This is a genomic window from Acidovorax sp. SRB_24, assembly GCF_012931925.1.
Map to the genome: position 1 here is coordinate 65,541 of NZ_MWOM01000012.1, position 26,420 is coordinate 91,960.

The 26,420-nt window shown below is 68.0% G+C and carries 26 protein-coding genes and 2 riboswitches; of the genes, 19 read left to right on the forward strand and 7 right to left on the reverse strand.

Annotated features, from left to right (window positions below; translation table 11 throughout):
• Positions 1–11: 11 nt before the first annotated feature.
• The 10 genes from flgE to B2J89_RS06405 all read left to right on the forward strand — a co-directional run bounded on the left by flgE (position 12) and on the right by B2J89_RS06405 (position 9,311).
• A complete protein-coding gene (flgE, locus tag B2J89_RS06360) occupies positions 12–1,223 on the forward strand; it encodes a flagellar hook protein FlgE (protein WP_169168385.1) in 1,212 nt (403 codons plus the stop codon).
• Positions 1,224–1,234: 11 nt separating this feature from the next.
• A complete protein-coding gene (locus tag B2J89_RS06365) occupies positions 1,235–1,960 on the forward strand; it encodes a flagellar basal body rod protein FlgF (protein ID WP_169168386.1) in 726 nt (241 codons plus the stop codon).
• A 27-nt stretch (positions 1,961–1,987) separates the two neighbouring features.
• The gene (gene flgG / locus B2J89_RS06370) at positions 1,988–2,776 is read left to right on the forward strand and encodes a flagellar basal-body rod protein FlgG (RefSeq protein WP_169168387.1); all 789 of its coding nucleotides are present in this window, start codon (positions 1,988–1,990) and stop codon (positions 2,774–2,776) included.
• Entirely contained in the window at positions 2,776–3,444 is a 669-nt protein-coding gene (gene flgH / locus B2J89_RS06375) for a flagellar basal body L-ring protein FlgH (protein ID WP_169168388.1), read from the forward strand. Before flgG ends, flgH begins: the two co-directional genes overlap by 1 nt.
• Positions 3,445–3,463: 19 nt before the next feature.
• Positions 3,464–4,567: a flagellar basal body P-ring protein FlgI gene (locus B2J89_RS06380; RefSeq protein ID WP_169168389.1), complete on the forward strand. Its 1,104-nt coding sequence runs from the start codon at positions 3,464–3,466 to the stop codon at positions 4,565–4,567.
• Positions 4,568–4,575: 8 nt separating this feature from the next.
• Complete coding sequence (locus B2J89_RS06385; RefSeq protein WP_169168390.1) at positions 4,576–4,938, forward strand: rod-binding protein; 363 nt, start codon at positions 4,576–4,578, stop codon at positions 4,936–4,938.
• Positions 4,939–4,976: 38 nt separating this feature from the next.
• Positions 4,977–6,371 (forward strand): flagellar hook-associated protein FlgK, encoded by a 1,395-nt coding sequence (gene flgK, locus B2J89_RS06390; RefSeq protein ID WP_169168391.1) that lies wholly within the window; start codon positions 4,977–4,979, stop codon positions 6,369–6,371.
• Positions 6,372–6,380: 9 nt separating this feature from the next.
• Positions 6,381–7,277, forward strand: coding sequence for a flagellar hook-associated protein FlgL (gene flgL / locus B2J89_RS06395; RefSeq protein ID WP_169168392.1), 897 nt, complete (start codon positions 6,381–6,383; stop codon positions 7,275–7,277).
• A 155-nt stretch (positions 7,278–7,432) separates the two neighbouring features.
• Positions 7,433–8,347 carry a hypothetical protein gene (locus tag B2J89_RS06400; protein WP_169168393.1) on the forward strand — a complete coding sequence of 305 codons (915 nt, stop codon included), beginning with the start codon at positions 7,433–7,435 and terminating at the stop codon, positions 8,345–8,347.
• 94 nt (positions 8,348–8,441) lie between these two features.
• Positions 8,442–9,311 (forward strand): TIGR00730 family Rossman fold protein, encoded by an 870-nt coding sequence (locus B2J89_RS06405; RefSeq protein WP_169168394.1) that lies wholly within the window; start codon positions 8,442–8,444, stop codon positions 9,309–9,311.
• 48 nt (positions 9,312–9,359) lie between these two features.
• Here B2J89_RS06405 and B2J89_RS06410 read toward each other — a convergent pair whose 3' ends face one another.
• The 5 genes from B2J89_RS06410 to B2J89_RS06430 form a co-directional block, all read right to left on the reverse strand.
• A complete protein-coding gene (locus B2J89_RS06410; protein ID WP_169168395.1) occupies positions 9,360–10,538 on the reverse strand; it encodes an MFS transporter in 1,179 nt (392 codons plus the stop codon).
• Position 10,539: 1 nt separating this feature from the next.
• The gene (rmuC, locus tag B2J89_RS06415; protein WP_169168396.1) at positions 10,540–12,174 is read right to left on the reverse strand and encodes a DNA recombination protein RmuC; all 1,635 of its coding nucleotides are present in this window, start codon (positions 12,172–12,174) and stop codon (positions 10,540–10,542) included.
• 81 nt (positions 12,175–12,255) lie between these two features.
• Positions 12,256–13,233: a D-glycerate dehydrogenase gene (locus tag B2J89_RS06420; RefSeq protein ID WP_169168397.1), complete on the reverse strand. Its 978-nt coding sequence runs from the start codon at positions 13,231–13,233 to the stop codon at positions 12,256–12,258.
• 19 nt (positions 13,234–13,252) lie between these two features.
• Positions 13,253–14,668, reverse strand: coding sequence for a sodium:proton antiporter (locus B2J89_RS06425; protein ID WP_169168398.1), 1,416 nt, complete (start codon positions 14,666–14,668; stop codon positions 13,253–13,255).
• Between the two features lie 269 nt (positions 14,669–14,937).
• Entirely contained in the window at positions 14,938–15,396 is a 459-nt protein-coding gene (locus tag B2J89_RS06430) for a thioesterase family protein (RefSeq protein WP_169168399.1), read from the reverse strand.
• Between the two features lie 244 nt (positions 15,397–15,640).
• On the opposite strand from B2J89_RS06430, the gene B2J89_RS06435 reads away from it, so the two are divergent.
• From B2J89_RS06435 to B2J89_RS06455, 5 genes are all read left to right on the forward strand, one after another.
• Positions 15,641–16,195 carry a phasin family protein gene (locus B2J89_RS06435; protein WP_169168400.1) on the forward strand — a complete coding sequence of 185 codons (555 nt, stop codon included), beginning with the start codon at positions 15,641–15,643 and terminating at the stop codon, positions 16,193–16,195.
• A 279-nt stretch (positions 16,196–16,474) separates the two neighbouring features.
• The gene (locus B2J89_RS06440) at positions 16,475–17,527 is read left to right on the forward strand and encodes an extracellular solute-binding protein (RefSeq protein WP_169168401.1); all 1,053 of its coding nucleotides are present in this window, start codon (positions 16,475–16,477) and stop codon (positions 17,525–17,527) included.
• Between the two features lie 102 nt (positions 17,528–17,629).
• Positions 17,630–18,388, forward strand: a complete 759-nt coding sequence (locus B2J89_RS06445; protein ID WP_169168402.1) for a 3-hydroxyacyl-CoA dehydrogenase — start codon at positions 17,630–17,632, stop codon at positions 18,386–18,388.
• Between the two features lie 94 nt (positions 18,389–18,482).
• A riboswitch (TPP riboswitch) is annotated at positions 18,483–18,590 on the forward strand.
• A 64-nt stretch (positions 18,591–18,654) separates the two neighbouring features.
• Positions 18,655–19,962 carry a cytosine permease gene (locus B2J89_RS06450; protein WP_169168403.1) on the forward strand — a complete coding sequence of 436 codons (1,308 nt, stop codon included), beginning with the start codon at positions 18,655–18,657 and terminating at the stop codon, positions 19,960–19,962.
• A 257-nt stretch (positions 19,963–20,219) separates the two neighbouring features.
• Positions 20,220–20,666 (forward strand): SH3 domain-containing protein, encoded by a 447-nt coding sequence (locus B2J89_RS06455; protein WP_371809045.1) that lies wholly within the window; start codon positions 20,220–20,222, stop codon positions 20,664–20,666.
• Between the two features lie 33 nt (positions 20,667–20,699).
• Here the strand turns inward: B2J89_RS06455 and thiD are convergent, their stop codons facing one another.
• On the reverse strand, positions 20,700–21,554 hold the full coding sequence (gene thiD, locus B2J89_RS06460; RefSeq protein WP_169168405.1) for a bifunctional hydroxymethylpyrimidine kinase/phosphomethylpyrimidine kinase: 855 nt from the start codon (positions 21,552–21,554) through the stop codon (positions 20,700–20,702).
• A 66-nt stretch (positions 21,555–21,620) separates the two neighbouring features.
• A riboswitch (TPP riboswitch) is annotated at positions 21,621–21,743 on the forward strand.
• Positions 21,744–21,782: 39 nt separating this feature from the next.
• Here thiD and B2J89_RS06465 point away from each other — a divergent pair.
• From B2J89_RS06465 to B2J89_RS06480, 4 genes are read left to right on the forward strand one after another with little or no spacing between them, the layout of a single operon-like run.
• Entirely contained in the window at positions 21,783–22,898 is a 1,116-nt protein-coding gene (locus B2J89_RS06465) for an FAD-dependent oxidoreductase (RefSeq protein WP_169168406.1), read from the forward strand.
• A complete protein-coding gene (gene thiS, locus B2J89_RS06470; RefSeq protein ID WP_169168407.1) occupies positions 22,895–23,092 on the forward strand; it encodes a sulfur carrier protein ThiS in 198 nt (65 codons plus the stop codon). Before B2J89_RS06465 ends, thiS begins: the two co-directional genes overlap by 4 nt.
• Positions 23,093–23,106: 14 nt before the next feature.
• Entirely contained in the window at positions 23,107–23,925 is an 819-nt protein-coding gene (locus B2J89_RS06475; RefSeq protein WP_169168408.1) for a thiazole synthase, read from the forward strand.
• A 10-nt stretch (positions 23,926–23,935) separates the two neighbouring features.
• The gene (locus tag B2J89_RS06480) at positions 23,936–24,841 is read left to right on the forward strand and encodes a thiamine phosphate synthase (RefSeq protein WP_169168409.1); all 906 of its coding nucleotides are present in this window, start codon (positions 23,936–23,938) and stop codon (positions 24,839–24,841) included.
• A gap of 96 nt (positions 24,842–24,937) precedes the next feature.
• Here B2J89_RS06480 and B2J89_RS06485 read toward each other — a convergent pair.
• On the reverse strand, positions 24,938–26,420 hold a 1,483-nt coding region (locus tag B2J89_RS06485), incomplete at its 5' end, for a hypothetical protein (protein ID WP_169168410.1).

A 26,420-nucleotide genomic window follows, 5' to 3' on the forward strand; every position in this document is an offset into this window, starting at 1 on the left:
AAGGAACCGCCATGAGCTTCGAAATCGCCCTCTCCGGCATCAACGCCATCAACACGTCGCTGGACACCATCAGCAACAACATCGCCAACTCGGGCACCTACGGCTTCAAGTCCAGCCGTGCCAATTTCTCCTCGATGTACGCGGGCTCCCAGCCGAGCGGCGTGCGCATCGGCTCGCAGACCCAAAGCATCGACATCGGCGGCGGCGTGCTCACCACGGGCCGCGGCCTGGACGCCACCATTCAGGGACGGGGTTTTTTCGTCACCAAAGACTCCACTGGCGTCGAGCTCTACACGCGGGTGGGCATTTTCGCCACCGACAAGGACGGCTATCTGGTCGACAGCTTCAACCGCAAAGTGCAGGGCTATAACGCCGTGGTCGATGCGGCCGGCGTCCCCATGCCGGGCGCGGCCCTGGGCGCCATGGGCGACATCAAGGTGCCCACGGGCCAGATCGCGGCCCAGGCCAGCACCAGGCTCGAATATGTAGGCAATCTTTCCGCCGACTGGACAGCACCCACGGTCACCCCATTCGACCCCACAAACCCGCTGTCCTATAACAGCTCCTCGGTAGCCGTGGCCTATGACTCGCTGGGTGCCAAGCACACCGTGACACAGTACTTCGTCAAGACCGGCACCAACGAAGTCACAGTTAACTACGCCATCGATGGAGTCACTGCCGGCACTCCTACGGTGATGGAATTCGAGCCTACTGGCCAGCTGAAGCAACCCCTCCCCACCGCCCACCTAACACTGGTCACGCCCACCACCGGCGCGGAGGATATGGAAATCGACATCAACTACGCAGGTTCGACCCAGTTCGCCGGCGAGACCACCAACACCGTCAACGCGACCAACGGCTACGCATCGGGTGCGCTGGTAGGCGTGCAGCTGTCCGAAGACGGTTCGGTGGTGGCGCAATACAGCAATGGCCAGAAGCAGAAGGTCGGCACCGTCGCCCTGGCCACGTTCCCCAACGAAAACGCCCTGGTCTCGGTCAACGACACCAGCTGGACCACGTCCAGCGGCTCGGGCACGCCGCTCTACGGCACGCCGGGCAGTGGCATGACGGGTGCGCTGACCGTGGGCGCGATCGAGCAATCGAACGTGGACATGACCTCCGAACTGGTAAGCCTGATGACGTCCCAGCGCAACTACCAGGCCAACACCAAGGTCATCTCTGCCGAGAGCGACATGATGAAAACCTTGATGCAGGCTGTCTGAGGTAGCACGGCATGGATGCACTGATCTACTCCGCGATGAGCGGCGCCGAACGGTCCCTGCGGGCCCAGCAGGTGCATGCGAACAACCTGGCGAACCTTCAGACCAGCGGCTTTCGCGCCGACCTCGAATTGGCGACCAGCCAGAGCGTGGACGGTTTCGGCTACGACGCCCGGCACATGAGCCAGCTGCAGGCCAACGCGGTGAATACGCGCGCAGGCACCCTGGCGCCCACCGGGCGCGACCTGGATGCGGCCATCAGCGGCGAAGGCTTCTTCACCGTGGCCCACGGCAATGGCGAGGCCTATACGCGCAGCGGTGCGTTCGCGCTCGACAGCAGCGGCACGCTGACCCTCAACGGCCGGGCGGTGATCGGCGACGGCGGCCCCATCGTGCTGCCGCCCGCATCGCGCATCGCCATTGGCGCAGACGGCACGATCTCGGTGCAGCCCAACGGCCAGGAAACAATGCAGCCCGTCGACCGCCTCAAGCTGGTCAAGCCCGCTGCCAACGACCTGACCAAGAACGAAGCGGGCCTGATCGTCGGCCGTGCGGGCGTGGCGCTGCCCGCGGACGACACCGTGCAGGTGCGCAGCGGCCACCTTGAAAGCAGCAACGTGTCGGCGGTGGAAGAGATGGTTGCCACCATGACGCTCAGCCGCGATTTCGAATTCCATATGAAGCTCTTCAAGGCCGCCGACGACATGGCGGCCAACGGCAACCGGCTGTTGCGAGAGTAAACCCAGACACCCCCTCAGGAGAAAACCATGAACCCAGCCATGTGGATCAGCAAGACCGGCGTGCAGGCGCAAGATGCCAAATTGCAGGCCATCGCCAACAACCTGGCCAACGTCAACACCGTCGGCTTCAAGCGCGACCGCGTCGTCTTCGAAGACCTCTTCTATTCCGTCGAGCAGCAGCCCGGCGCCCAACTGGACAACAACCGCACCTCCGTCTCGGGCGTGCAACTGGGCAATGGCACGCGCATGGTCGGCACGCAAAAGCTGTTCACCACGGGCAATATGCAGACGACCAACCAGGCGCTGGACGTGGCCATCACCGGCAACGGATTCCTCCAGGTGGAGATGGCCAGTGGCGAATCCGCCTACACGCGCGCCGGCCAGCTTTCCGTGAATTCCGAAGGGCGCCTGGTGAATGCGCAGGGCCTGCCACTGCGTCCCGAAATCACCGTTCCGGCCAATGCCACGGCCATCTCCATCGGCGAGAACGGCGTGGTTTCGGCCACCGTGCCCGGCACGACCACGCCCACCGAGCTGGGCCAGATCACGCTGTCCCACTTCATCAACCCCACCGGCCTGCTGGCCCTGGGCGACAATCTCTACAAACAGACCACCGCCAGCGGCGCACCGACCGAGGGTAACCCCGGCGAAGACGGCCGTGGCAAACTCAAGCAGGGGACGCTGGAGGGCTCGAACGTGCAGGTGGTGGAGGAAATGGTCGACATGATCGCCGCTCAGCGCACCTACGAAATGAACACGAAGGTACTGTCGGCCGCCGACGGCATGCTGCAGAACCTGGTCCAGGCAGTGCGCTGATGCAAGGCTGCAAGGCAATCGCCGCGTCGCTCGCCTGCCTGGCACTGGCCGCCTGCGAAACGGTGGCCACAGTCCCGCCCTCGGGTCCCGCGGAAGCTCTCGAGTTCGCCACTGCGCCCCTTGCCGTGCAGCGAGGGCAGTCGGGCGGCGTATTTTCCCCGCTCGCGTTTTCTTCACTGACCTCGGACAGCCGGGCGTTCCGGCCCGGCGACGTGCTCACCGTGGTGCTGCAGGAAACCACCCAGGCGAGCAAGAAAACCGGCACCAGCACCGGCAAGAACAGCAGCGCCTCGGTAGCGCCCAGTGTGCTGCTGGGCAAGACGCTCAAGACCGACATCGGCATCGATGCCCAGCGCCACTTTGACAGCAGCGGCTCCAGCATGCAGCAAAACACCCTGCAGGGTGCGATCACCGTGGTCGTGCAGGAGGTGCTGCCCAACGGCTTGCTGCAGATTCGCGGCGAAAAAAGCCTGACGCTGAACCAGGGCGAGGAATTTATCCGCGTCAGCGGTTACGTTCGCGTCGCCGACATCGACACCGACAACCGCCTGTCGTCGCAGCGCATCGCCAATGCGCGCATCGTGTATTCGGGGCGCGGTGCCTTGGCCGACACCCAGCGCCAGGGCTGGCTGATGACGTTCTTCAACGGCCCCTGGATGCCTTTCTGAGCTTGCAAAAGAAGTTGCCATGAAATTGTTGCGCCTTGCCCCCTTTCTATTGACGCTGTGCCTGTGCGCCGCGCCGGCCCTGGCGGCGCAAAGCCTGCGCAACCTGGTGCAGGTCGAAGGTGTGCGCGAGAACCAACTGGTCGGCTACGGCATCGTGGTCGGCCTCAATGGTTCGGGTGACAGCACCCAGGTCAAATCGGCCGGCCAGTCGGTCACGAACCTGCTCAAGCAGTTCGACGTCAAGCTGCCCGAACGCACCGACTCCAAGACCAAGAACGTGGCCACGGTGATGGTCAGCGCGGTCTTCCCGCCGGGCTACCGCAGAGGCCAGACCATCGACGTCACCGTGTCGTCGCTGGGCGACGCCAAGAGCCTGCGCGGCGGTGCGCTGCTACTGTCGCCCTTGCGCGCGGCCAACGGCGAGGTTTATGCGCTGGCCCAAGGCAACCTCGTGGTCGGCGGCCTGAACGCCCAGGGTGCCAGCGGCTCCAGCGTGACGGTGAACACCCCCACGGCCGGGCGCATTCCGAACGGCGCCACCATCGAGCGCGAAATCGAGACAGATTTCGACACCCGGCCCACCGTACGCCTGAGCCTGCGCCGCCCCAACTTCGAGACCGCGACGAATATCGTGGCATCGATCAACCGGCGCTTCGGCGCCGTCGCCACCACGCGCGACGCCACCAGCGTGGAAGTGCAGGCCCCGCAGAACCCGACCGAGCGCGTCGCCTTCGTGGCCCAGCTGCAGGCGCTGAGCGTCAATGTCGGCATCGAAACCCCCAAGGTCATCTTCAACTCCAAGACCGGCACCGTGGTCATCGCCCAAGGCGTCACGGTGCGGCCGGCCGCCGTGTCGCATGGCGCGCTCAAGGTGGTGATCAACGAGCAGCCCCAGGTCAGCCAGCCCGCGCCGTTCAGCCAGGGCCAGACCGCGGTCACGCCGCAGTCGCGCGTGAGCGTAGAGCAAGGCAATGGGCGGATGTTCAACTGGCCCACCAGCACCAAGCTGCAAACCATCATCGACACCATCAACAGCACCGGCGCCACGCCCGACGACATCATGGCCATCCTGCAGGCGCTGGACCAGGCCGGCGCCATCGACGGCGAACTGGTCGTGATCTAAGACTCTCCATGAACGAACTGCACCCCCAGCCCTTTTCACTGGCCCCGGCCGCCAGCGCGACCGAGCCCGCCATCCGCGAAGCGGCCAAGGCCGAGCAGGCCGCCGTCAAGTTCGAAGGCCTGTTCATCGGCGAAATGCTCAAGCAGATGCGCCGCAGCGCCCGCGAGATCGCTGGCGAAGACGGCATGTTTAAAAGCCCGACCCACGGCAGCCTGCTGGAACTGGCCGACACCATGGTGGCCGACGCCATGGCCGGGCAGCGGGCGTTCGGCATTGCCGACGTCATCCTGCAGCAGCTGCTCGCACCGGCCGATCCGGCCACAGACGGGCCGCTTAAGTTTTCGCCCGCCACGGCCGCCTTGAAGCCTTAAGGCCACCCAGGCCACCTTTTTCAGAAAGCGCCCATTCCATGAGCATGATCAACAACGCCCTGTCCGGCACGCTGGCGGCGCAAGCGGCCCTGACCGTCGCCAGCCAGAACGTCGCCAACCTCATGACGCCGGGCTACACCCGCCAGGGCATCCTGCTGACCTCGGCCCAGCCTTCGCGCTCGGGCCCGTTCGCGGCCGGCGACGGCGTCAACATCCCGTCGCTGTTCCGCTTCAGCGACGACTACAAGAACCTGCAAATGTGGAACGCGGCCTCCAACCTCGGCCAGCACGCCACCACCCAGCCCTACCTGACCCAGCTCGAGCAGGTCATGGGCGACGACAGTGCCTCCATCAACAGCGGCCTGGACGCCTTCTTCAGCGCCCTGAACGCGGCCAGCGTGGAGCCCACGTCCAGCCCGCTGCGCCAGCAGGTCATCAGCTCTGCCGAGGCCCTGGCCCAGCGCTTCAACAGTCTCAACCAGGTGCTCTCGGGCCAGCGCGCATCGGTTGCGCAGCAGCGCAGCACCACGGTGGCCCAAGTCAATGCCCTGGCCACCGACATCGCCAAGCTCAACGAAAAGATCGCTTCCGCCTCGGCCACAGGGGCCAGCCCGTCCGGCCTCATGGACGAGCGCGACAACAAGATCGACGCGCTCGCTGCCCTGGTCGGAGTCCAGGTCGTGAACCAGCCCGATGGCTCGCGCAGCGTCTCGCTGCGCGGCGGCCAGCCCCTGGTGGCGGGATCGATGGCGGCCACGCTGGAAGTGAAGCCCCTCACTGGCGGCGGGCAATCGCTGGTGGTCCAGTTCGCCACCCAATCCTTCGGCGTGACCGGCACCGACCTGGGCGGCCAGCTCGGCGGGCTGGCCAGCTATGAAGACAAGGTGCTGGTGCCCCTGGCCCAGTCGGTCACCGACATGGCCGGTGAGATCAGCAAGAAGTTCAATGACACGCTGACCGCTGGGTACTCCATGGGCAGCACGGCGGCCACACCGGAGTCCGGCAAACCGCTGTTCGTCTTCAATGCCAGCAGCACGTCCGGCATGCTGCAGGTCACGGCCGGCCTCACGCCACAGGACCTGGGCTTTTCTGCTGACCCGGCACTGCAGGGCGACAGCGCCAACTTGCTGCAATTGATCGACCTGAAGAACCAGCCCATTGCAGTCGGCACCCTGGGCAGCGTGCTGATGGGTGACGCCTACACGCAACTGGTCAGCAAGCTGGGCACGGACAGCCAGCAGAACCACAGCGCGCTGAGCGTGACGGAAACCGTGCGCAACTACGCCGTGGCCAACTGGAAGAACACCAGCGGGGTGAACTCTGACGAAGAGGCCATAAACCTGGTGCAGTTCCAGCAGATGTACCAGGCCAACATGAAAGTCATTGCCGTTGCCAACCAGCTGTTCGACAGCACGCTGGCCATGATGAACTAAGGGCAGAACATGCGCATCGCCACCACCCAGTTTCACGCCACCATGAACACGGCGCTGCAGAACGCCAATGCCCGGCTGGAGCATGTCATGCAGCAAATGTCCTCCGGGCAGCGCCTGCTGCAACCCTCCGACGACCCGATCTCCAACGTCCGCCTGTCGCGCATGGCGCGCGAGGATGCCGCGCTCACGCAATACCGCGACAACATCAGCGCGCTCAGCACCCGCCTCATGCAGAATGAAACGGCGCTCGGCAGCATGGTGCAGGACATGCTGCAGGTGCGCGATCTGCTGGTGTGGGCCCGGGACGGCAGCAACACCTCGGAAGACGTGAAGGCGATGGCAAGCTCTCTGACGGCCCTGCGCGACAGCCTTTTCTACAGCAGCAACAGCAAGGACCAGGAGGGCCGCTACCTGTTCTCCGGCACGGTCAGCGCAACGGACACGGTCACCTACGACGATACCCAGCCCCTGGGCGCCCGCTATACGTTCACGGGCAACACCGCGCCGCAACAGGTCGTCGTGGGCCATGGCATCACGCAGACGGCCAACGTCACGCTGTCTGAGATGGCCGCTCTGCTCAATTCACTGGACCGCACGGCCACCACCCTGCAAACCACCGGAATGAACACCGGCGATACCGTGGGCGACACCATCAAGGCCCTGGACGATGCGCTCTCGTCGGTCAGCGGCAAGATCGCCGGCCTCGGCGGCACCCAGAACATCCTTGCCACGCTGGACAGCAACCACGGCAACGTCAGCGTGTCGAACCAGCAGGCCATGATCACCCTCGGGCAACTGGACTACGGAGAAGCCGCCACACGCCTGTCGGGTTACAGCACGGCGCTGCAAGCCACACAGAAGGCCTACAGCAAGGTCAGCGGCCTGTCGCTGTTCGACCTTCTCTGACCGCGCACCCCGCCTCCGCCTCCATGCAGCTCACGCCCCTCTCCAGCGCAGACCGCTCTCCCTCCCTGCAAGCCCAGCTTCCAGCCACCGGCGCGGCGCAGCGCTCCACTGTGCCAGTGGCACCGACAATGCCGGCGGCACCGCTCCTGCGGAGCATGGCTGCCCCCACACCACGGCAGGGCCTGGGGGTCTGGGCGCCGGAGCTCAACGCAAAGGTGGCCAGCGCCCAGCAGGCGCTGGCCTTTCTGGATGAGCTGTCGTCGCAACTGCAGGACGTCAAGGCCCAGCTCAGCCTCAAGCTCGCCGGCAGCTACGTGCGCGAAGGCGCGCTGGAGAAACAGCAGCACCGCCTCGCGCAGCTGTGGAAGGACCGGGCCGAGCACAGCGGCCACCGCCTGGACGCCCAGCTCGCGTACAGCGGTGACACTCCGGCGCGGCAGCGCTTTCGGATTCGCGGCCTGGACCAGCAAAGCTTGCAGGCCAGCGGCCAGGAGACCCTGGTCTTTTCACTCAACGGGGCACCCCGGCACACCATGTCGCTGCGGATCGAAGCCGGCCTGCCACCGGCCGCGCTCGCAGGCCGGTTCAACCGGGCGCTGGTTCCCGCCGGCATCCAGGTGAGCCCCAACGCCCAGGGCCAACTGGATTACTTCACCGTACCGGAGTCGCAGTGGCCGCAGGTGCGCGACAGCCTGGCCATCAAGGGCGATGGCAAGCGTTTTCCCACCGGGCAGTTCGCACGGGTACGGGCGGAGCCCGAGCCGGCCATCATCGATCCGGGCGCCTGGGAGCTCGACGGGCCGAGCGGCCTGCGCCAGGCCTTGCCGCAGATCGTGCGGGCAGCCCAGCAGAGCGATGCCGCCCGCGCCGAGGTCCTGCGCTCCCTGGCCGATGCAGAACACTCGCTCAGCCGCCCGGAAACCGCCGGCGACGTCGCTGCCGTGCGGGCGTTCGCGCAGTCCTTCGAGGAGCAGACGCGGACAGCCAACTACCCCATCCTGTCGGCTGTGTCCCCCAGCCTGCTCGGCCTGCCCCGCTACCGCATCGACAGCCTTCTGGCGCTGCCATAACCCGGGCGCGTGGCGCCCACATGGCCCCTGGTCCCGGCCTCCCCTTTTGCTTGCGCCCCTCCGGTGCCTGCAAAATCCCCGCCACAATCACGCCATGGACGCCACCACCCAACTCAATGAACGCAGTCTCTCCGATGTCTGGGACGAACTGCACAACCAGTCCACCAACGGCAACCCGCTGGAGGCCAATTCCAACCGGCTCGCCTTTGCCGACCCCGAATTCCTGTTCCGGCGCGAGACGCGCGGCATCCGCTTGCAACTCGAATTGCTCAAGCCCGAGCTGGGCCAGGCCGAACAGGGCATCCAGAACACCATCGTCGTCTATGGCAGTGCGCGTTTTGTGGCCCCCGACGAAGCCGCGCAGCAGTTGGCCCAGGCGCAGGCCAGCGGCGATGCCGAGCGCCTGGCGCTGGCAGAGCGCGCCGTGCGCAATGCCGGCTACTACAACAAGGCGCGCCAGTTCGCGCGCCTGGTGGCCGAACACAGCAACCGCCAGCTCCCTGACAACCGGCTCTACATCTGCACCGGCGGCGGCCCCGGCATCATGGAGGCGGCCAACCGCGGCGCCAGCGACGAAGGCGCACTCAACGTGGGGCTCAACATCACGCTGCCGCACGAGCAAAGCGGCAACCGCTTCATCTCGCCCACGCTGAGCTTCAAGTTCCACTACTTTGCGCTGCGCAAGATGCATTTCATGATGCGCGCCAAGGCCCTGGTCGCGTTTCCAGGCGGTTTTGGCACGCTGGACGAGCTGTTCGAGGTGCTGACCCTGGTGCAGACCAAGAAGGCCAAGCAGCTGCCGATCGTGCTGTTCGGCACCGCCTACTGGAAACGGCTCATCGACTTTGACGTGCTGGTCGAGGAAGGCACCATTTCGCGCGAAAACCTGGAGCTGTTCCGGTACACCGACGAGCCACAGGAGGCCTGGCGCTGGATCCGCGAGTTCTACCAGCTCGCCAGCTGATTTCCGTTCCAGATCAACCGTGCTCCGTGCCGGCTTCGCTGGCGGGCATCAGTCCCGCGCGCGGGCCGGCGGCCGCAGCAGCCAGGCCAGCCGCGATCCCAGCCCCACGCCCGTGCCCACCACCCAGAACAGGCCCGCCACGCCGATCAGCGCGCCGGCGGTGCCAAACAGCAGGGGCATCATCACGCTGGAGGCGTTGATGGCCATGAGGCGCAGGCCCAGGGCCTCGCCGTGCCGCTGCTCGGGCGTGATCTGGTGCAGCATGCTCATGATCATCGGCTGCACCGAGCCCAGCGACAGGCCCAGCAGCACCGAGCACAGGCCCATCGACCAGGCCGTGGTCAGCAGCGGATAGACCGCAAACAACGCCGCGGTGGCGACCATGGCGCCGGCGATCACCGCCCATTCGCGCAGCCACTGCGCCACCAGCGGCATCGCCATGCGCACCAGCGCCGCGGCAATGGCGAAGGCCCCCAGGATGGTGCCGATGACCGACGCGCTCAGTGCCCGCTCGTAGCCCAGCAGCGGCACGACGAAGGTGTGCACGTCCCAGCAGGACGACAGCACCCAGTTGACCAGCATCAGGCGGCGAAAGCGCGGCTCGCGCAACAGGTCCCACACGCGCTGCTGCGGCCCGCCCGTGGCGGCGATCACGGGCGGCAGCTCCACCGTGTGGCGCACCCAGAACCAGGTGGCCAGCGGCAGCACCGCCAGCAGCGCGAACGCCCAGCGAAAGCCGCCGAGGCTGCCGGCGGCGCTGCCCGCATGGTCGATCATCAGGCCGGCAAAGAAGGGGCCGATGAAGTTGGAGATGGCCGGTCCGATCGCCAGCCAACTGAACACCTGCTTGAGTTGCGTGGCGCTGTGGGCGGCCCGGCCGACGTGGCGCTGCAGCGCGATCGTGGCCGCACCCGTGGCGCCGCCCGTGAGCAAGGCCGCCGCGCACAGCACCTCGAACACCGGAAATGCCAGCGCGAGCCCCGCGCCGCTGGCGGCCGCCACCACGCAAAAGCCCACCGGACGGCGCAGTCCATGGCGGTCGGCATAGCGCCCCGCGGGCAGCGCCAAGAACACCTGGGTCAGCGCAAACAGCGCCAGCAGCACGCCCACGGCCGCTGCGCTGTAGCCCGCGCGCAGCGCCAGCAGCGGCGCAGCCATGCGCATGCCGGCCATGCAGGCATGCACGCAGACCTGTCCCGCGATCAGACGGGCCAGCGCGGCGTTCATGTCACTCGCCTTCGCTCGGCGAAGGCGCGGCCGGCATGGCCGTTTCGGGCGCGGCGACCAGCAGCCCGCCCTCTTCAGGGGCCGGAAGGGCCTGCACGTCGCGCAAGCGCCGCTGGATGGCGCGCGTGCGCACCCCCACCTCGTCAAACTTCTTGGCGGCCGCGTCGATCGACTTCTTGGTGGCCTCGACCACGTCGCCGAACTTGGCGAACTCGGTCTTGACCTGGCCCAGCATGTTCCAGACTTCGGACGAGCGCTTCTCGATCGCCAGCGTCTTGAAACCCATCTGCAGGCTGCTGAGCATGGCCGCCAGGTTGGCCGGGCCCGTGATCATCATGCGGCAGTCGTTCTGCACCGCCTCGACCAGGCCGGGGCGGCGCATGACTTCGGCGAACAGCCCTTCGGTGGGCAGGTAGAGCACGGCGAAGTCGGTGGTGTGCGGGGGCGAGACGTATTTGCCATAGATCTTGCGCGCTTCGAGCTTGATCGAGGTCTCGAACGCATTGCCGGCCGACGCAATGGCCGACTTGTCGGCCGTGTCGTGCGCGTCCATCAGGCGCTGGTACTGCTCCACCGGGTACTTGGAATCGATCGGCAGCCACACCGGCTGCTCGTCGCTCTGGCCCGGCAGGCGGATCGCGAACTCGACCAGCTCATCGCTGCCCGGCACGGTCTTGACGTTGCGCGCGTACTGGCCGGGCGTGAGCACGTTCTCGATGATGGCGCCCAGCTGCAGCTCGCCCCAGGTGCCGCGCATCTTCACGTTGGTCATCACGCGCTTGAGGTCGCCGACGCTGCCGGCCAGCGTCTGCATCTCGCCCAGGCCCTTGTGCACCTGTTCGAGCCGGTCGCTGACCAGCTTGAACGACTCGCCCAGGCGCTGCTCGAGCGTGGCGTGCAGCTTTTCGTCCACCGTGCGGCGCATTTCTTCGAGTTTGGTCGAGTTGTCGGCCTGGATGGCGGCCAGGCGCTCGTTGAGCGCCGTGCGCAGCTGCTCGGCGTTGTGCTGGCTGCCCTGCACCAGCCCGGCGAGCTGCTGCGAGACCGCGTCCTGCAGCACCGAGAACTGGTTCTTGATCTGGTGGCCGTTGCCTTCGAGCTGGTCCTTGAGCGCCGTGGACATGGTGCCGAGCTGGCTCTGGATGTCGCCCTTGAGCGAGTCGAGCGTCTGCCGCGTGGCGCCCGTGAGCGCCTCGAAGCGCTCCTGGATGCGCTGCTCGAATAGCTGCGTGCTCTCGGCCATGGCCTGGCGCGACTTCACGCTCTCGGCCGCCAGCGCCGCCGTGGTCTGCATCAGCTCGGTGCGAAAGCCCGCCAGGGTGTCCGACAGCTCGGCACGCCCGGTGCGCGACTCGGCCACCGCCTGCGCCAGGCGCTCGTCCACCGCATGGCGCAGCGAATCGAGCGTGCCCTGCATGGCCTGCGTGGAGCCGCGCAGCTGCTGGCCCATGCCGTCGAGCGCGCCGTCGTTCTTGGCCACCGCCAGCTGGGTGGACTGGGCCGTGGCTTCCAGGGCCTGCAGGCGCGCTCCCCATTCGGGCGGCAGTTCCACGCGCGGGCGGCGCCACAGCAGCAGCGCCAGCAGAACGACCACGAGCAGCAGCAGGGCGGCGAGAACGAGGGTGTCGGTAGTCAAAGGCAGTTCACTCTTGTTTCAATAGCTGTCAACGCATGCCCCATAAGGGCTGGAGGCATATTTGACTGCCAATTATGCAATTCAGTCGCCGACGCGGTTCACGGGGGTGAGCGCGCCGCGCCCGTCAAAGAACGCGATCAGGTTTTCGGCGGCCAGGTTGGCCATCGCCAAGCGCGTGGCCACGGTGGCGCTGGCGATGTGCGGCGTCAGCACGACGTTAGGCACCGTGAGCAGGTCGGGGTGCACGCTGGGCTCGCCCTCGAACACATCGAGCCCGGCCGCCGCGATCTGGCGCGTGCGCAGCGCGTGCGCCAGGGCCGCGTCGTCCACGATGCCGCCGCGCGCGATGTTGACCAGCGTGGCCGTGGGCTTCATCAGCGCCAGCTCGGCCGCACCGATGGTGTGGTGCGACTCGGCGGTGTAGGGCAGCACCAGTACCACGTGGTCGGCGCTGCGCAGCAGCTCTTCCTTGCCGACATAGCGGGCCTTGCACTCGGCCTCGAGTTCGGGCGAGAGCTGCGAGCGGTTGTGGTAGACCACGTCCATGCCGAAGCCGTGCGCGCCGCGCTTGGCAATGCCCTGGCCGATGCGGCCCATGCCGATGATGCCCAGCGTGCTGCCGTGCACTTCGGTGCCGGCGAACATGTCGTAGCTCCATTTGTTCCATTTCCCGGCGCGCAGGTAATGCTCGGACTCGGCCATGCGCCGCGCGGTCGCCATGAGCAGCGCGAAGCCGAAGTCGGCCGTGGTCTCGGTCAGCACATCGGGCGTGTTGGTGCCCTGCACGCCCGCGGCGGTCATGGCCTCGACGTCGAAGTTGTTGTAGCCCACGGCCATGTTGGCCGCGATCTTCAGGCGCGGGCAGGCGGCGATCAGTTCGGAGTCGATGCGCTGGCTGCCGGTGGTGAGGGCGCCATCCTTGTCGGCCAGGCGTTCGGCCAGCTCCTGTGGCGACCAGAGGGCGTCCTCGGGATTGGCTTCGACTTCGAAGTGCTGCGCGAGCCGCTCGACCACTTCGGGAAAGATCGCACGGGCGATCAGGATGCGGGGTTTGTTCATGGCGGGCTTTCTTTCAGTTTCAGCGGAACCAGACGAAGGTCATCAGGATGAACAGCGGCACCAGGATGCCGCAGGACCACAGCATGTAGCCGAAGAAGCTCGGCATCTTGACGCCGCGGTCCTCGGCGATGGCCTTGACCATCAGGTTGGGCGCGTTGCCTATGTAGGTATTGGCGCCCATGAACACGGCGCCCGCCGAGATGGCGGCTAGCGTGGGCGCCAGCGTGGTCATGAGCTCGGCCGGATTGCCGCCGGCGGTGTTGAAGAACACCAGGTAGGTCGGCGCGTTGTCGAGGAACGAGGACAGCAGCCCCGACGCCCAGAAGTACATCGCCGGATCGGGCGCGCCATCGGGGCGCGTGACGGCTGCGACGATGGCGCCAAAGGGCCCGCCCACGCCGGCCTTGAGCATGGCGATGACCGGAATGATGGTCAGAAAGATGCCGGCGAACAGCTTGGCCACTTCCTGCATGGGCCCCCAGCCGAACTGGTTGTCGGCATGCACCTGCGCGGGCGTGAGCCACAGCGACACCAGCGTGACGATGACCAAGCCCACGTCACGCACCAGGCCCGGCAGGCCGACGGGCGTGCCCGCGACGTCGAACACCACGGGCGACTTCCAGAAACCGCTGAGCAGCACCAGCGCCACCACCACGCCCAGCAGCGCGAAGTTGACCTTGCCATCGAAGCCGATCGTGCGCGTGTCGGGCGTCGGGTCGCGGCGCTGCCCGCCGCCCTGGCCTTCGCGGCGGAAGTACCAGGTGTCGAGCGCATAGAACAGCGCCAGCAGCACGCCGACCAGGAACAGCGTCTCCTGGAAGATGTGGGCCACGGTCCAGAAGAAGTCGACGCCCTTGAGGAAGCCCAGGAACAGCGGCGGGTCGCCCAGCGGCGTCAGCGAGCCGCCGGCGTTGGAGACGATGAAGATGAAAAAGATCACCACGTGCGCGCAATGCTTGCGCTGGTCGTTGGCGCGGATCAGCGGGCGGATCAGCAGCATCGACGCCCCGGTCGTGCCCATGAAGCTGGCCAGCACGGCGCCGATGGCCAGGATGGCGGTATTGAGCCCGGGGCTGCCCTGCAGGTTGCCGCGGATGTAGATGCCGCCCGCCACCGTGAACAGCGCCGTCAGCAGGATCACGAACGGAATGTATTCGGCCAGCAGCGCATGCACCAGGCTCGCGCCGGCCGCCGCCGGGCCGAAGACCGCGGCAAACGGCAGCAGAAAGGCCAGCGCCCAGCCCGCCACCACCTTGCCGTAATGGTGGTGCCAGAAAATGGGTGCCAGCAGCGGCAGAAGCGCGATCGACAGCAGAACGCCGGCAAACGGCACGCCCCACCACAGGGCCAGGCGGCTGCCATCGATGTCGGCGGCCAGCGCCAGGCCGGGCAAGGCCGACAGTGTGGCCATGAGCAGCCAGCGGAAATGCTTCATGCGTGGGTCTCCCTCGTTATATTGAAAACAGGCGCACGGAAATGGGCTGTGGACGGCAGGCCGGCGCGGCGTACCGCGCCACAGCATGCGCTGCCAGCGCCCCGAGCGCCTGGCCGCGTCGGCCGCGGGCAACGCGAAAGTGTAGGCCATGGCCCGGACACGCCAGGCCAATCGCAACGCGCCCTGCCCGCTGCGAAAAAAATATGGTCAAAACCGGCTTGAGCGCATACCCAGAATGTGCTGGCAGCTCCTGATACCAGAGCAAAATATCAGCCCGGCAGCACCAGCGCCTGCAACACGCCGTGCAGGCGCGGTGACAGCGCGGCGGGCCGGCGCGTGGCGCGGTCCACGTACACATGGATGAAATGCCCGGCCGCCGCCGTCAGCGCCTCGCCCTGGGCGAACAGCCCCACTTCATAGCGCACGCTCGTGCTGCCCAGGCGCGCCACGCGGATGCCCGCTTCCACCGTTTGCGGAAAGGCGAGCGGGGCAAAGTAGTTGCACTGCGTCTCGACCACCAGCCCGATGGTCCGGCCCGCGTGGATGTCGAGCGCGCCCTGCTCGATCAGGTGGGCGTTCACCGCGGTGTCGAACCAGCTGTAATAGACGACGTTGTTCACATGCCCATACACATCGTTGTCGGCCCAGCGCGTGCTGATGGGGCGAAAGGCGGCGTAGGCGCTGCGCGGCTGGGGCGCAGGGCGCGCCGGGGTCGCTGTCGTGTTCATGGCCGTGGATTTTGCCAGCGCGGCAACAGGCCCTCCGGCAAGGGACCGCAGTCCGTCGTTTTGACGTAACAAAGGACAGAAAACGTAATTTGTTGCAACGCAACAAAAAGTGCTTGCGTGTCGGCCACCGTCGCCCCTAGAATCCGCACTATGCTGCACTGCAACATGGCCCGGAAAGCATGCCAGCGCAGATATTTGTGAACCACAGTCGCTTTCGACTTTTCCTTTCTTTTGGAGATCTCACATGTCCCTGACCGCTGAACAAATCCTGGCCGCACACAAAGCCAACATCGAAACCCTGTTTGGTCTGACCAGCAAAGCCTTTGAAGGCGTGGAAAAGCTGGTCGAACTGAACGTGACCGCTTCGCGCGCCGCACTGAACGAGGCCGCCAGCCACGCCCAGGCCGTGCTCAGCGTCAAGGACGCACAAGAACTGATCGCCCTGCAGGCCGGCCTGTTCCAGCCCCTGGCCGAGAAGGCAGCTTCCTACAGCCGCCACCTGTACGACATCGCCTCGGGCACCGGCGGTGAATTCAGCAAGGCCGTCGAGTCGCAGACCGCCGAAGTGCAGAAGAACTTCGCCACCCTGGTGGACTCGGCGTCGAAGAACGCACCCGCCGGCTCGGAAACGGCCGTGGCCGTGATGAAGAGCGCCGTGTCGGCCGCCAACAACGCGTTCGAATCGGTGCAAAAGGCCGTCAAGCAGGCCACCGACGCCGCTGAAGCCAACTTCAACGCCGTGGCCACCACGGCCGCCGACGCAGCCAAGTCGGCTGCGGGTGCCCGCAAGCAGCGCTGAGCCATGCGCCTGTCCAGCCACAAGGCGCTGGACACAAAGCAGGGATTACCCTGATAATGCGAACACTGTCCCGGCGCCGCCGGGACCCCAGTTGTCTCCTCGGATCCTCTCGAAACACGGGTTTCAGGGATTCGTTCAAGCCCGGTCTCGACCGGGCTTTTTTTTGCGCGACCCAGGGACCGGGTGCCGCCGAAAAAACACAACCGCGCAGGCAGTATTGCGAATGGTTCGCGTTTGCTTTACCATTGCACCCGTTACCATTCCTCCTTCGCCCTTCCCATGAAAAAAATCTCCACGGCTGCCGCAGCAGCCTGTTTCCTGCTCGCAGCCAGCGGTTTCGTGCAGGCCCAAGAGAACGTCGTCAACCTCTATTCGGCACGCCACTACGCCACCGATGAAGCGCTCTACAGCGGCTTCACCCAAGCCACGGGCATCAAGATCAACCGCGTCGATGCCGACGATGCCGGGATCCTGGCACGCCTGAAGGCCGAGGGCTCGGCCTCCCCCGCCGATGTGATCCTGCTGGTCGACGCGGCGCGCCTGTACCGCGGCGAGGTCGACGGGCTGTTCCAGCCGATCAGGTCCAAGGTGCTCGAAGACGCCATCCCGGCCAACCTGCGCAGCCTGCCGGCCGCAGACGGCGGCATTTCGTGGTTCGGCCTGTCGACCCGCGCGCGCGTCATCGTCTACAACAAGGTCAAGATGAACCCCGAGGACGTGGACACCTACGAGGAGCTGGGCGACCCGAAGAACAAGGGCAAGCTGTGCATCCGCTCGGGCTCGCACCCCTACAACCTGAGCCTGTTTGGCGCCGTTACCGAGCACATGGGCGAGCAAAAGACGCAGGAGTGGCTCAAGGGCATGGTGGCCAACCTGGCGCGCGACCCCAAGGGCGGCGACACCGACCAGATCAAGGCCGTGGCGTCGGGTGAATGCCAGATCGGCGTGACCAACAGCTACTACCTGGCGCGCCTGATGCGCTCGGACAAACCCGAAGACATTGCCGTGGCCAACAAGGTCGGCGTGGTGTTTCCGAACCAGCAGTCGTGGGGCACGCACTTGAACATCGCGGGCGGCGCCGTCGCCAAGTACGCCAAGCACCGCGCCAACGCAATCAAGTTCATGGAGTACCTCGCGAGCCCTGAAGCGCAGAACTATTTTGCCAACGGCAACAACGAATGGCCCGCCGCCAAGGGCGTGGACATCGCCAACCCCGCGCTCAAGGCCATGACCGGCGGCAAGCCGTTCAAGAGCGAGACCATCCCGATCAGCGCCGTGGGCGCCAACATGACCAAGGTGCAGCAGATGCTGGACCGCGTCGGCTTCAAATAAGCCCTGCACCCCTCCCCGCGCCCGGCCCTGCCGGGCTTTTTTTCGCGTGCCGCATCCGCCATAATTTACGTTTACGTCAACGTCATTCACTGGAGATACGGCATGGACATTCAGGGCAAGGTATTCATCGTGACCGGCGGCGCATCGGGCCTGGGCGAAGGCACGGCACGCATGCTGGCCGCGCAGGGCGGCAAGGTCGTCATCGCGGACATGCAGGCGGACAAGGGCGCGGCGGTGGCCCAGGACATTGGCGGCGCCTTCGTGCGCTGCGACGTCAGCAGCGAAGCCGACGGCCAGGCCGTGGTGGCGCAGGCCGTGTCCCTGGGCAAGCTGATGGGCCTGGTCAACTGCGCCGGCGTCGCCCCGGCCGAAAAGACCGTGGGCAAGAACGGCGCCCACAGCCTGGCCGCGTTCAGCAAGACCATCGCGGTGAACCTGGTCGGCAGCTTCAACATGATCCGCCTGGCGGCCGAAGCGATGTCCCAGAACGAACCCGAAGCCACGGGCGAGCGCGGCGTGCTGATTTCCACCGCCAGCGTCGCCGCCTACGACGGGCAGATCGGCCAGGCCGCCTACAGCGCCTCCAAGGGCGGCATCGTCGGCATGACCCTGCCCATCGCCCGCGACCTGGCCCGCAGCGGCATCCGCAACATGACGATTGCCCCCGGCATCTTCGGCACGCCGATGCTGTTTGGCATGCCGCAGGAGGTGCAGGATGCGCTGGCCGCCGGCGTGCCCTTCCCGAGCCGCCTGGGCACGCCGCAGGACTACGCCAAGCTGGTGCGGCATATCTTCGAAAACGACATGCTCAACGGTGAAGTGATTCGCCTCGACGGCGCCATCCGCCTGGCGCCCCGCTGAAGGCCGGGCGGCGGGCCCGCGCGTGAACGGCCCCGCGCGCAGCAGGACATCCGGGGCACCCCTACAATCGCGCCGTGTCCGGTGGCTTGCCGGACACGACCGCTGGGGGTGTCGCCGGGATCTTTCGAGGACCGGGCGGCTGAGAAAGTCCCTTTGAACCTGTTGAGATCATCCTCGCGCAGGGAAGCCGGCCGCACAGCACCGCCCCGCCCACGGGCCGCCGTGCCCTTGGCCCGCCCCGCGCGCGCACCGCACGGAGCCTTTTCATGACACAGCCCGCCACCCCCGCCAACGAGGCGCTGGCCCCCATTTCCGCCGACCGGCGCGTGTTCCAGTGGCACGACCACGCCTCGCTGTGGTTCAGCCTGGGCGTAGGCCTGCTGGTGATGCAGGTGGGCGCCTACCTGATGCCCGCCATGGGCACGCAAGACGCGCTGCTGGCCATCGTGTTCGGCTCGCTGCTCGGCGCCGGCCTGCTCGGCTGGGTGGCCAAGATCGGCTGCGACAGCGGCCTGGCCAGCGCCGGGCTGATGCACGCGGTGTACGGCCGCGCGTTCGCGCGCCTGCCCATCGTGCTCAACATCGTGCAGCTGATCGGCTGGGGCACCTTCGAACTGGTGGTGATGCGCGACGCCACCGTCGCCATCGGCCGCCAGTCGGGCAGCCTGCTGGCGCCCCACTGGCCGGTGCTCGCCACGCTGCTGTGGGGCGGTGTCGTGACGCTGCTCATCAGCGGCTCCATGGTGCAGCTGGTGCGCCGCATCATCGCGCGCGTGGCGCTGCCATTGGTGGTGCTGTCGCTCGTGTGGCTGAGCTGGCAGTTCCTGTCGCTGGCGCAGGCACAGGGCCTGGCAGACCTCTGGCAGCGCCGCGGCGAAGGCGGCATGGGCGTGATGCCCGCGCTCGACCTGGTGATCGCCATGCCGATCAGCTGGCTGCCGCTGGTCGCCGACTATGCGCGCCACGGCACCAGCGGCCGCGCGGCGCTGCGCGGCACCTGGGCCGGCTATGCGCTGGCCAACATCTGGTGCTATGCGCTTGGCGTGCTCGTCGCGCTGGTGCTGCCCAGCCAGGACCTGGTGACCGCGCTGCTGCTGGCGCAGGGCGGGCTGATCGCGCTGTCGCTGATCCTCATCGACGAAGTCGACAACGCCTATGGCGACGCCTATTCAGGCGCCGTCTCGGCCCACGCCCTGCGGCCGCGCTGGAGCGTACGCCGCTGGGGCATCGCGATCGCGCTGCTGTGCACGCTGCTGGCGCTGGTGCTGCCGATGCACAGCCTCGAACCCTTCCTGCTGCTGCTCAGCTCGGTCTTCGTGCCGCTGTTTGGCGTGATCCTGGGGCGCCTGGCCTTTGGCGCCAGCGCTGCGGCCTTGCTGGCGCAGGCACGCCAGGCGCATGCCGCGCCGATCGCGCTGTGGCTGGCGGGCATCGCGTTCTACCACCTGGTGCCCCGACTCGCGCCGGCGCTGGGCTCGGCCCTGCCGACGCTCGCGCTGTGCTTCGTGCTGGCCTATGCCACGCGCACCCGGCCCGGCGCCGGCACGCTGGCCGCAGGCGCGCGGCAGGCCTGACAAGCGCGGCCCCGCGTCGGCCCCCCGCGCCCGCGCAGCGCTATTCAAAGATGAGCACTGTGCGCACGCTGGTCCTGGGATTCAGAGCAAAACCCACCTGAAACCCAAGCTGTGCCAGCGCCAGCAGCTCACTTTTTATCGAAAGTGCAGGAACTTCACCGGCAGCGCCCTGTCGGACCGGGCGCATGGATCCCATGCGTTTGTCTCAAAGGAGTGTTGTTCCCGTGCTGTTTCTGTCCCGCCGTCTCTCGCTTTCCGTGGCCGCCCTTGGCCTGGCTGCAGCCGCCGCCTTGTCCAGCCTGCCCGCGGCCGCCGCCGCACGCGCGCAAGAATTCGTCAGCGTGAAGGGCTCCAGCGTGAACGTGCGCGAAACGCCCACGACCCGTTCGGCCACGCTGTGGGAGCTGGCCTCGGGCTACCCGCTGCAGGTCCTGCAGCGCAAGGGCCAGTGGCTGCGGGTGAAGGATTACGAGGCCACGCTGGGCTGGATCCATGCCCCGCTGACCCACAAGGTGCCGCACATGGTGGTCACCGCCCACACGGCAAACCTGCGCGCGGGCCCCGGCCAGCAGCACCGGCGCGTGGGCCAGCTGGACCAGCACGAGGTCGTGAAGACGCTGAAAAAATCGGGCGATTGGGCGCAGGTGCAGCGCGAAGGCGGGCAAAAGGGCTGGATCGCGCGGCGGCTGGCCTGGGGCTGGTAAGCAAAGACCGGGCGGGCTCGCGGGCCCGCCAGCTCAATGGTGCAGCACGCGCTGCGCCACGGGCGCATAGCCGTGGTTCAGCGGCCCGTGCCCGTGCCCGGTGCACACCGCGGCGCCGGCGGCGATCGCGCCCAGGACGTAGGCGCGCGCCTGTTCCACCGCCTGCGGCAGCGGCAGGCCCAGTGCCAGGTGCGCGGCAATGGCCGACGACAGCGTGCAGCCCGTGCCGTGGCCGTTGTGCGTGGCAATGCGCGGCGACTGCAGGCGCAGCCGCCCCCCGCCGGCCAGCGCCAGCACATCGATCACGGTGTCGCCGGGCAGGTGCCCGCCCTTGAGCAGCACGGCCGGCGCGCCCAGCGCCAGCAGCGCGCTGGCCGCATCGTCGAGTGCATCGGCACCGTCGATGGTGCGGCCCAGCAGCAGCGCCGCTTCGTCAAGATTCGGCGTGACGACGGTGGCCAGCGGAAACAGCTCCTCCACCAGCACGCCCACGGTCTCCTGCGACATCAGGCGGTCGCCGCTGGTGGCGACCATGACGGGGTCGAGCACCACCTGCAGCATCTGGTGGCGGGCAATCGCCTTGACGACCACGCGCACCACCTCGGGCGAGTGCAGCATGCCGATCTTGACGGCGTCCACGCCGATGTCCTCAGCCACGGCGTCGATCTGCGCGCGCAGCATGTCGGGCGGAATGCCGTGGATGGCGCGCACGCCCTGCGTGTTCTGCGCGGTGATCGCGCTGATGGCGGTCATGCCGTAGCAGCCCAGCGCGCTGAAGGTCTTGAGGTCGGCCTGGATGCCGGCGCCACCGCCGCTGTCGGAGCCGGCAATCGAGAGCACGCGGACGTAGCGCGCGGGCCTGGCGGCCGGGAGGGTCGTTTGAGTCATGGCAAAAATTATGGCCTATGCGCCACATCAAGACGGGCGCTGGCGGCTTGTGCTGTAATTCTTGCCAGGACGAAACAGGGGTGTCCCGCCAGGCTGGCGCGGACTGAGAAACACCCTGGGGCCGAGCCAACGCAGGCCCCGTTACCCGATCCAGGTCATGCTGGCGTGGGGAGTTTCCAGCACAGGCGCCCGCCCGTTTTGTCCGTGCACCCACACCAACGGACAACGATGATTGCTCACCCTTCCTCTTTTGCGATTCTGGGCGCCGGCCTCATGGGCCGGCTGCTGGCGGTGTCACTGGCGCGTGCCGGCCATGCGGTGGCCGTGTACGAGGCGCAGGACGCCAGCGGCCAGGGCAGCGCCGCGCGCGTGGCGGCCGCCATGCTGGCGCCGCTGGCCGAGTCGGCCGTGACGGAGCCCGGCGTGGTGCGCATGGGCCAGCACGCGCTCACGCGCTGGCCACAGCTGCTGGCAGACCTGCAAGCGCCGGTGTTCTTCCAGCAAAACGGCACGTTGGTGGTCTGGCACCGGCAGGATGCACAGGAGGCGGCGCGCCTGCGCCTGCAGTTCGAGACCACGCACAGCGCGCTGCCGGCACTGCCCGCCATGCAGGCGCTCGACAGCGCCGGCATGGCGCGCCTGGAGCCGGCCCTGGCCGGGCGCTTTGCGCAGGGCATGTACCTGCCCGGCGAAGGCCAGCTCGACAACCGCCAGCTGCTGGACGCGCTGGCGCGCGAGATGGCGCAGCGGGGCGTGGCCGTGCACTGGAACACGCCGCGGGAGCCGGCCGACTTCGCCCCCGGCACGCCGGGCCAGCCCGACTGGCTGCTCGACTGCCGCGGCCTGGGCGCACGCGCGCAGTGGCGCGAGCTGCGCGGTGTGCGCGGCGAGGTCGTGCGCGTGCACGCACCCGAGGTGACGCTGCAACGCCCCACGCGCCTGGTGCACCCGCGCTACCCGATCTACATCGCGCCCAAGCAGGACCACCTGTTCGTGATCGGCGCGACCGAAATCGAGTCCGACGACCTCTCGCCCGCCAGCGTGCGCTCGGCGCTGGAGCTGCTCAGCGCCGCCTACGCCGTGCATTCGGGCTTTGCCGAAGCGCGCATCGTCGAGATCGCCACCCAATGCCGCCCCACCCTGCCCGACAACCTGCCCGCCATCCGCCAGACGGCGGAGCGCGTGCTCGAAGTCAACGGCCTGTACCGGCACGGCTTCATGATCGCGCCCGCCCTGCTCGACGTGGTGCTGGAGCTGCTGCAGACCGGACAATCGCCCCTGGCCAGCGCCTTCGACCTGGCCGTGGATTTACACAGCGCGACGAGCGCCCTCTCTTTGCCATGAACATCACCATCAACCAGACACCGCACCAGCTGCCCGACGGCGCCACGGTGGCCGACGCCCTGGCCGCCATCACGGCGCGGCCGCCGTTCGCGGTCGCCGTCAACACCGTCTTCGTGCCCAGCACCGAGCACGCACGCCACCTGCTGCAGGCGGGCGACCGCGTGGAAGTCATTTCTCCCGTCACCGGCGGCTAGCGCCGCGCATTGCCATGAACACCACCCCTTCTGACGACGCCCTGGTCCTGTACGGCCAGTCCTTCTCCAGCCGCCTGCTGCTGGGCACGGCTCGCTACCCGTCGCCGGCCACGCTCAAGGCCGCGGTGCAGCGCGCCCGCCCGGCCATGGTCACGGCCTCGCTGCGCCGCCAGGGCAGCGGCGATGCGGACGCAGGCCACAACAGCTTTTGGGAGCTGCTGCGCGAGCTCGACGTGCCGGTGCTGCCCAACACCGCGGGCTGCCACAGCGTGCAGGAGGCCATCACCACCTCGCACATGGCGCGCGAGGTGTTCAACACGCCGTGGATCAAGCTCGAAGTGATCGGCGACGACTACACGCTGCAGCCCGACACGCTGAACCTGGTCGCCGCGGCCGAGCAGCTCATCCGCGACGGGTTCTACGTGCTGCCCTACTGCACCGAAGACCTGGTGCTGTGCCAGCGCCTGGTCGACGTCGGCTGCCAGGCCGTCATGCCCTGGGCGGCGCCGATCGGCACCGGGCGCGGCCCCGTCAACCCCTATGCGCTGCAGGTGCTGCGCGAGCGGCTGGCCGTGCCGCTGCTGGTCGATGCGGGCCTGGGCCTGCCCTCGCATGCCTGCCAGGTGATGGAATGGGGCTACGACGGCGTGCTGCTGAATACCGCCGTGGCGCTGGCGCAGGACCCGGTCGCGATGGCCGGCGCCTTTGCCGACGCCGTGCAGGCCGGCCGCAGCGCACGCCGCGCCGGCGCCATGCAGCCACAGCACAGTGCCCAGCCCAGCACGCCGGTGCTGGGCACGCCGTTCTGGCACCACGAGCAGCCCTCGGCCTGAGACCCCAGCCATGATCGACACCGACACCCTGGCCCAGGACATCGTGCGCCACCACACGGGCACGTTCACGCCGAGCACGCCACAGCCCGTCCCGGCATCCGAGGGCACCTCTCCGGTGTACCGCGCGGCGCTGGCGGCCTGCAGCGCTCTCGGCTTCATCGCCGCCGATGCCCGCTGCCTGGCGCGCGCCTGGCAGGCCCGCGCCGAGCGCACAGGCGCTGTCGATGCCGCAACCTGGCCCGATGAGCCCCAAGACTTCGGCCTGCAGGCGCTGCCACAGCAAAACGCCTTCGCCGCGTGCCCGCGGGCGCTCGGCCTGTACGCGGTGCTGCCCGACGCCGCCTGGGTCGGCCGCATGGCGCGCGCCGGCGTGCCGACGGTGCAGCTGCGCTTCAAGAGCGAGGACGCCGCCACCATCGCGCACGAGGTGCAGGCCGCTGTGCACGCGGTGCAGGGCACGGGCGCGCTGCTGTTCATCAACGACCACTGGCAGGCGGCCGTGGCCGCGGGCGCCTATGGCGTACACCTGGGCCAGGAAGACCTCGACGCGATGCGCCCCGAAGACCTGGAGACGCTGGGCCGCGCCGGCCTGCGCCTGGGCGTGAGCACGCATGGCTATGCCGAAATGCTGCGCGCCGATGCCGTGGGGCCGAGCTATGTCGCCATGGGGGCGGTGTTCCCGACCACGCTCAAGCGCATGGCCACGGCCCCGCAGGGCCTGGGCCGGCTCGCCGCCTATGCGCGCCTGATGCAAAGCTACCCGCTGGTGGCGATCGGTGGCATTGGTGCCGAGCATTTCGCGCAGGTGCGGGCCACGAGCGTGGGCTCAATTGCGGTGGTGCGCGCCCTGGTCAATGCGCCCGACCCGGAGGCGGCAGCGGCGCAGCTGCAACGGGCGCTGCACGCGCCGCATTGAATACCCATGAAAACAGCCTCAAACGCTGATCTGGCAAGCGCTTGAAGCTACCAAAAACATAGTCCGCGCTGCAGTGCCGCGATGCGCTCAGCCGGGCTAGCGGTCGCCGAGGTCGAAGCGCGCTTCCACGCGGTCGCTGTGGGCGCCAAAGCCGCGCGGCTGCTCGCGCTGGGGCGGCGGCGTCACCGGCATCGCGGGCAGCTCGCTGCCGGTCAGCGGCGGCAGCGCCCAGTCGTCGGCGCCGGCCGGCTCGCTCAAATCGAGGTCCAAGTCCAGGTCGAGCGGGTCCGGCTGCGGCGCTGCCAGGGGCGCATCCAGGCCGAGGGCGGCATAGCCCGAATCGGACACCAGCTCCAGGTCGTAGTCCATCAGACTGGCGGGCACCGATGGCACGAAGAGCGCCGCAGCCGCGGCCGCCTGCGGAGTCAACCCGTGCGGTTCGGGCGCCGGCAGCGGTTCGGGGGCCGACACCGGCGTAGTGCGGGCCCTTGGCGGCGGCGCGCCGCGGGCCCTCGGTGGCGTGGTGCGGGCAATGGCGTACAGCAGCAGCAGATCGTCGTAGGCGGCCAGGTCGAAGCGCGCGGTGTCGGTGCCCTCGTGGCAAAACAGCAGGCCATCGAGCAGCGCCAGCACGGCGGCATCGCTCCACAGCGCCTCGATCTGCGCCAGTGCCTCGGGCCAGTCCAGCAGCGTGCGGCTGGCGCGGTGGAACACGCCGAACTCGGGAATCTGCGCGTTGAAATAGCGGTGGAACTGGTCACGCAGGCTGTTGAAATCGCCCACGCGGCTGAGCGAGTGGTAGAGCCGCAACAGCTCCAGATAGGCCAGCGGCGAGCTGCGCTCGTTGTCGGCGATGTGCCGCTTCATGACGCCGATGGCCTGGTCGTGCTCGCCCACCGAGACAAAGAACTCGGCCTGCTGCTGCAGGTCGAACAGGTCTTCGGGGTTGACCACCTCCGCCGGCGCCGCCGGGGCGCTGGCGGCCGGCAGCGGCCACGCCCCGGACGAGCCGGTCGCCGCGACCATGCTGCGCGCCAGGCCCATGCGCTCACGGGCCACCGGCGCAGGTTCGGCGGCTGGCGATGCCGGCTCCGGTGCCGCGGACAGGAGCGGCGGCGGCGGTGGCGGTGCGGTGGGCACGGCCCAATCGGCTTCGGCGGCGCTGGCGCTGGACGTCACCAGGCCGCGCCACGCCTGCTCGGCCCGCTGCGCCTGCGCGCGCGCGCGGGTCCACAACAGCCCCAGCACGGCCAGCGCGGCGGCCAGCAGGGCCACGAGGGCGTACACCACACTGGCAGAAAATCGCTCGTCCTGATCGCGGGCCAGACGCTGCTGCAACTCGGCCGCAGCAGCCTGCGCTGCGGCGGCGCGGGTGCGCGCAGCGTCCGCCTCGCCCTGCTGCTGGCGCAGGCGTGCGTTCGCCTCCTGCACCTCGGACACCGGTGTATTCAAGGCCTTCCAGAGCGCGGCAGCCTGGGCGCGCTGGGCGTCCGTCACCTCTGGCGGCGGCGCCGACAGCTGCGGCGACAAGCGCAGCGGCAAGGGGCCGGGCTCGCCGTTGTCGAGCCAACTGCCCAGC

Excerpts from the sequence above, each read along its gene's own strand:
- flgE (WP_169168385.1), top strand. The coding sequence starts at position 12 with ATGAGCTTCGAAATCGCCCTCTCCGGCATCAACGCCATCAACACGTCG.
- thiS (WP_169168407.1), top strand. The coding sequence starts at position 22,895 with ATGAACATCACCATCAACCAGACACCGCACCAGCTGCCCGACGGCGCC.
- B2J89_RS06405 (WP_169168394.1), top strand. The coding sequence starts at position 8,442 with ATGGACGCCACCACCCAACTCAATGAACGCAGTCTCTCCGATGTCTGG.
- flgL (WP_169168392.1), top strand. The coding sequence starts at position 6,381 with ATGCGCATCGCCACCACCCAGTTTCACGCCACCATGAACACGGCGCTG.
- B2J89_RS06465 (WP_169168406.1), top strand. The coding sequence starts at position 21,783 with ATGATTGCTCACCCTTCCTCTTTTGCGATTCTGGGCGCCGGCCTCATG.
- B2J89_RS06410 (WP_169168395.1), bottom strand. The coding sequence starts at position 10,538 with ATGAACGCCGCGCTGGCCCGTCTGATCGCGGGACAGGTCTGCGTGCAT.
- B2J89_RS06430 (WP_169168399.1), bottom strand. The coding sequence starts at position 15,396 with ATGAACACGACAGCGACCCCGGCGCGCCCTGCGCCCCAGCCGCGCAGC.
- flgG (WP_169168387.1), top strand. The coding sequence starts at position 1,988 with ATGAACCCAGCCATGTGGATCAGCAAGACCGGCGTGCAGGCGCAAGAT.
- B2J89_RS06400 (WP_169168393.1), top strand. The coding sequence starts at position 7,433 with ATGGCTGCCCCCACACCACGGCAGGGCCTGGGGGTCTGGGCGCCGGAG.
- B2J89_RS06435 (WP_169168400.1), top strand. The coding sequence starts at position 15,641 with ATGTCCCTGACCGCTGAACAAATCCTGGCCGCACACAAAGCCAACATC.
- B2J89_RS06450 (WP_169168403.1), top strand. The coding sequence starts at position 18,655 with ATGACACAGCCCGCCACCCCCGCCAACGAGGCGCTGGCCCCCATTTCC.
- B2J89_RS06445 (WP_169168402.1), top strand. The coding sequence starts at position 17,630 with ATGGACATTCAGGGCAAGGTATTCATCGTGACCGGCGGCGCATCGGGC.
- B2J89_RS06385 (WP_169168390.1), top strand. The coding sequence starts at position 4,576 with ATGAACGAACTGCACCCCCAGCCCTTTTCACTGGCCCCGGCCGCCAGC.
- flgH (WP_169168388.1), top strand. The coding sequence starts at position 2,776 with ATGCAAGGCTGCAAGGCAATCGCCGCGTCGCTCGCCTGCCTGGCACTG.
- B2J89_RS06440 (WP_169168401.1), top strand. The coding sequence starts at position 16,475 with ATGAAAAAAATCTCCACGGCTGCCGCAGCAGCCTGTTTCCTGCTCGCA.
- B2J89_RS06365 (WP_169168386.1), top strand. The coding sequence starts at position 1,235 with ATGGATGCACTGATCTACTCCGCGATGAGCGGCGCCGAACGGTCCCTG.
- flgK (WP_169168391.1), top strand. The coding sequence starts at position 4,977 with ATGAGCATGATCAACAACGCCCTGTCCGGCACGCTGGCGGCGCAAGCG.
- B2J89_RS06480 (WP_169168409.1), top strand. The coding sequence starts at position 23,936 with ATGATCGACACCGACACCCTGGCCCAGGACATCGTGCGCCACCACACG.
- B2J89_RS06380 (WP_169168389.1), top strand. The coding sequence starts at position 3,464 with ATGAAATTGTTGCGCCTTGCCCCCTTTCTATTGACGCTGTGCCTGTGC.
- thiD (WP_169168405.1), bottom strand. The coding sequence starts at position 21,554 with ATGACTCAAACGACCCTCCCGGCCGCCAGGCCCGCGCGCTACGTCCGC.
- B2J89_RS06420 (WP_169168397.1), bottom strand. The coding sequence starts at position 13,233 with ATGAACAAACCCCGCATCCTGATCGCCCGTGCGATCTTTCCCGAAGTG.
- B2J89_RS06475 (WP_169168408.1), top strand. The coding sequence starts at position 23,107 with ATGAACACCACCCCTTCTGACGACGCCCTGGTCCTGTACGGCCAGTCC.
- B2J89_RS06425 (WP_169168398.1), bottom strand. The coding sequence starts at position 14,668 with ATGAAGCATTTCCGCTGGCTGCTCATGGCCACACTGTCGGCCTTGCCC.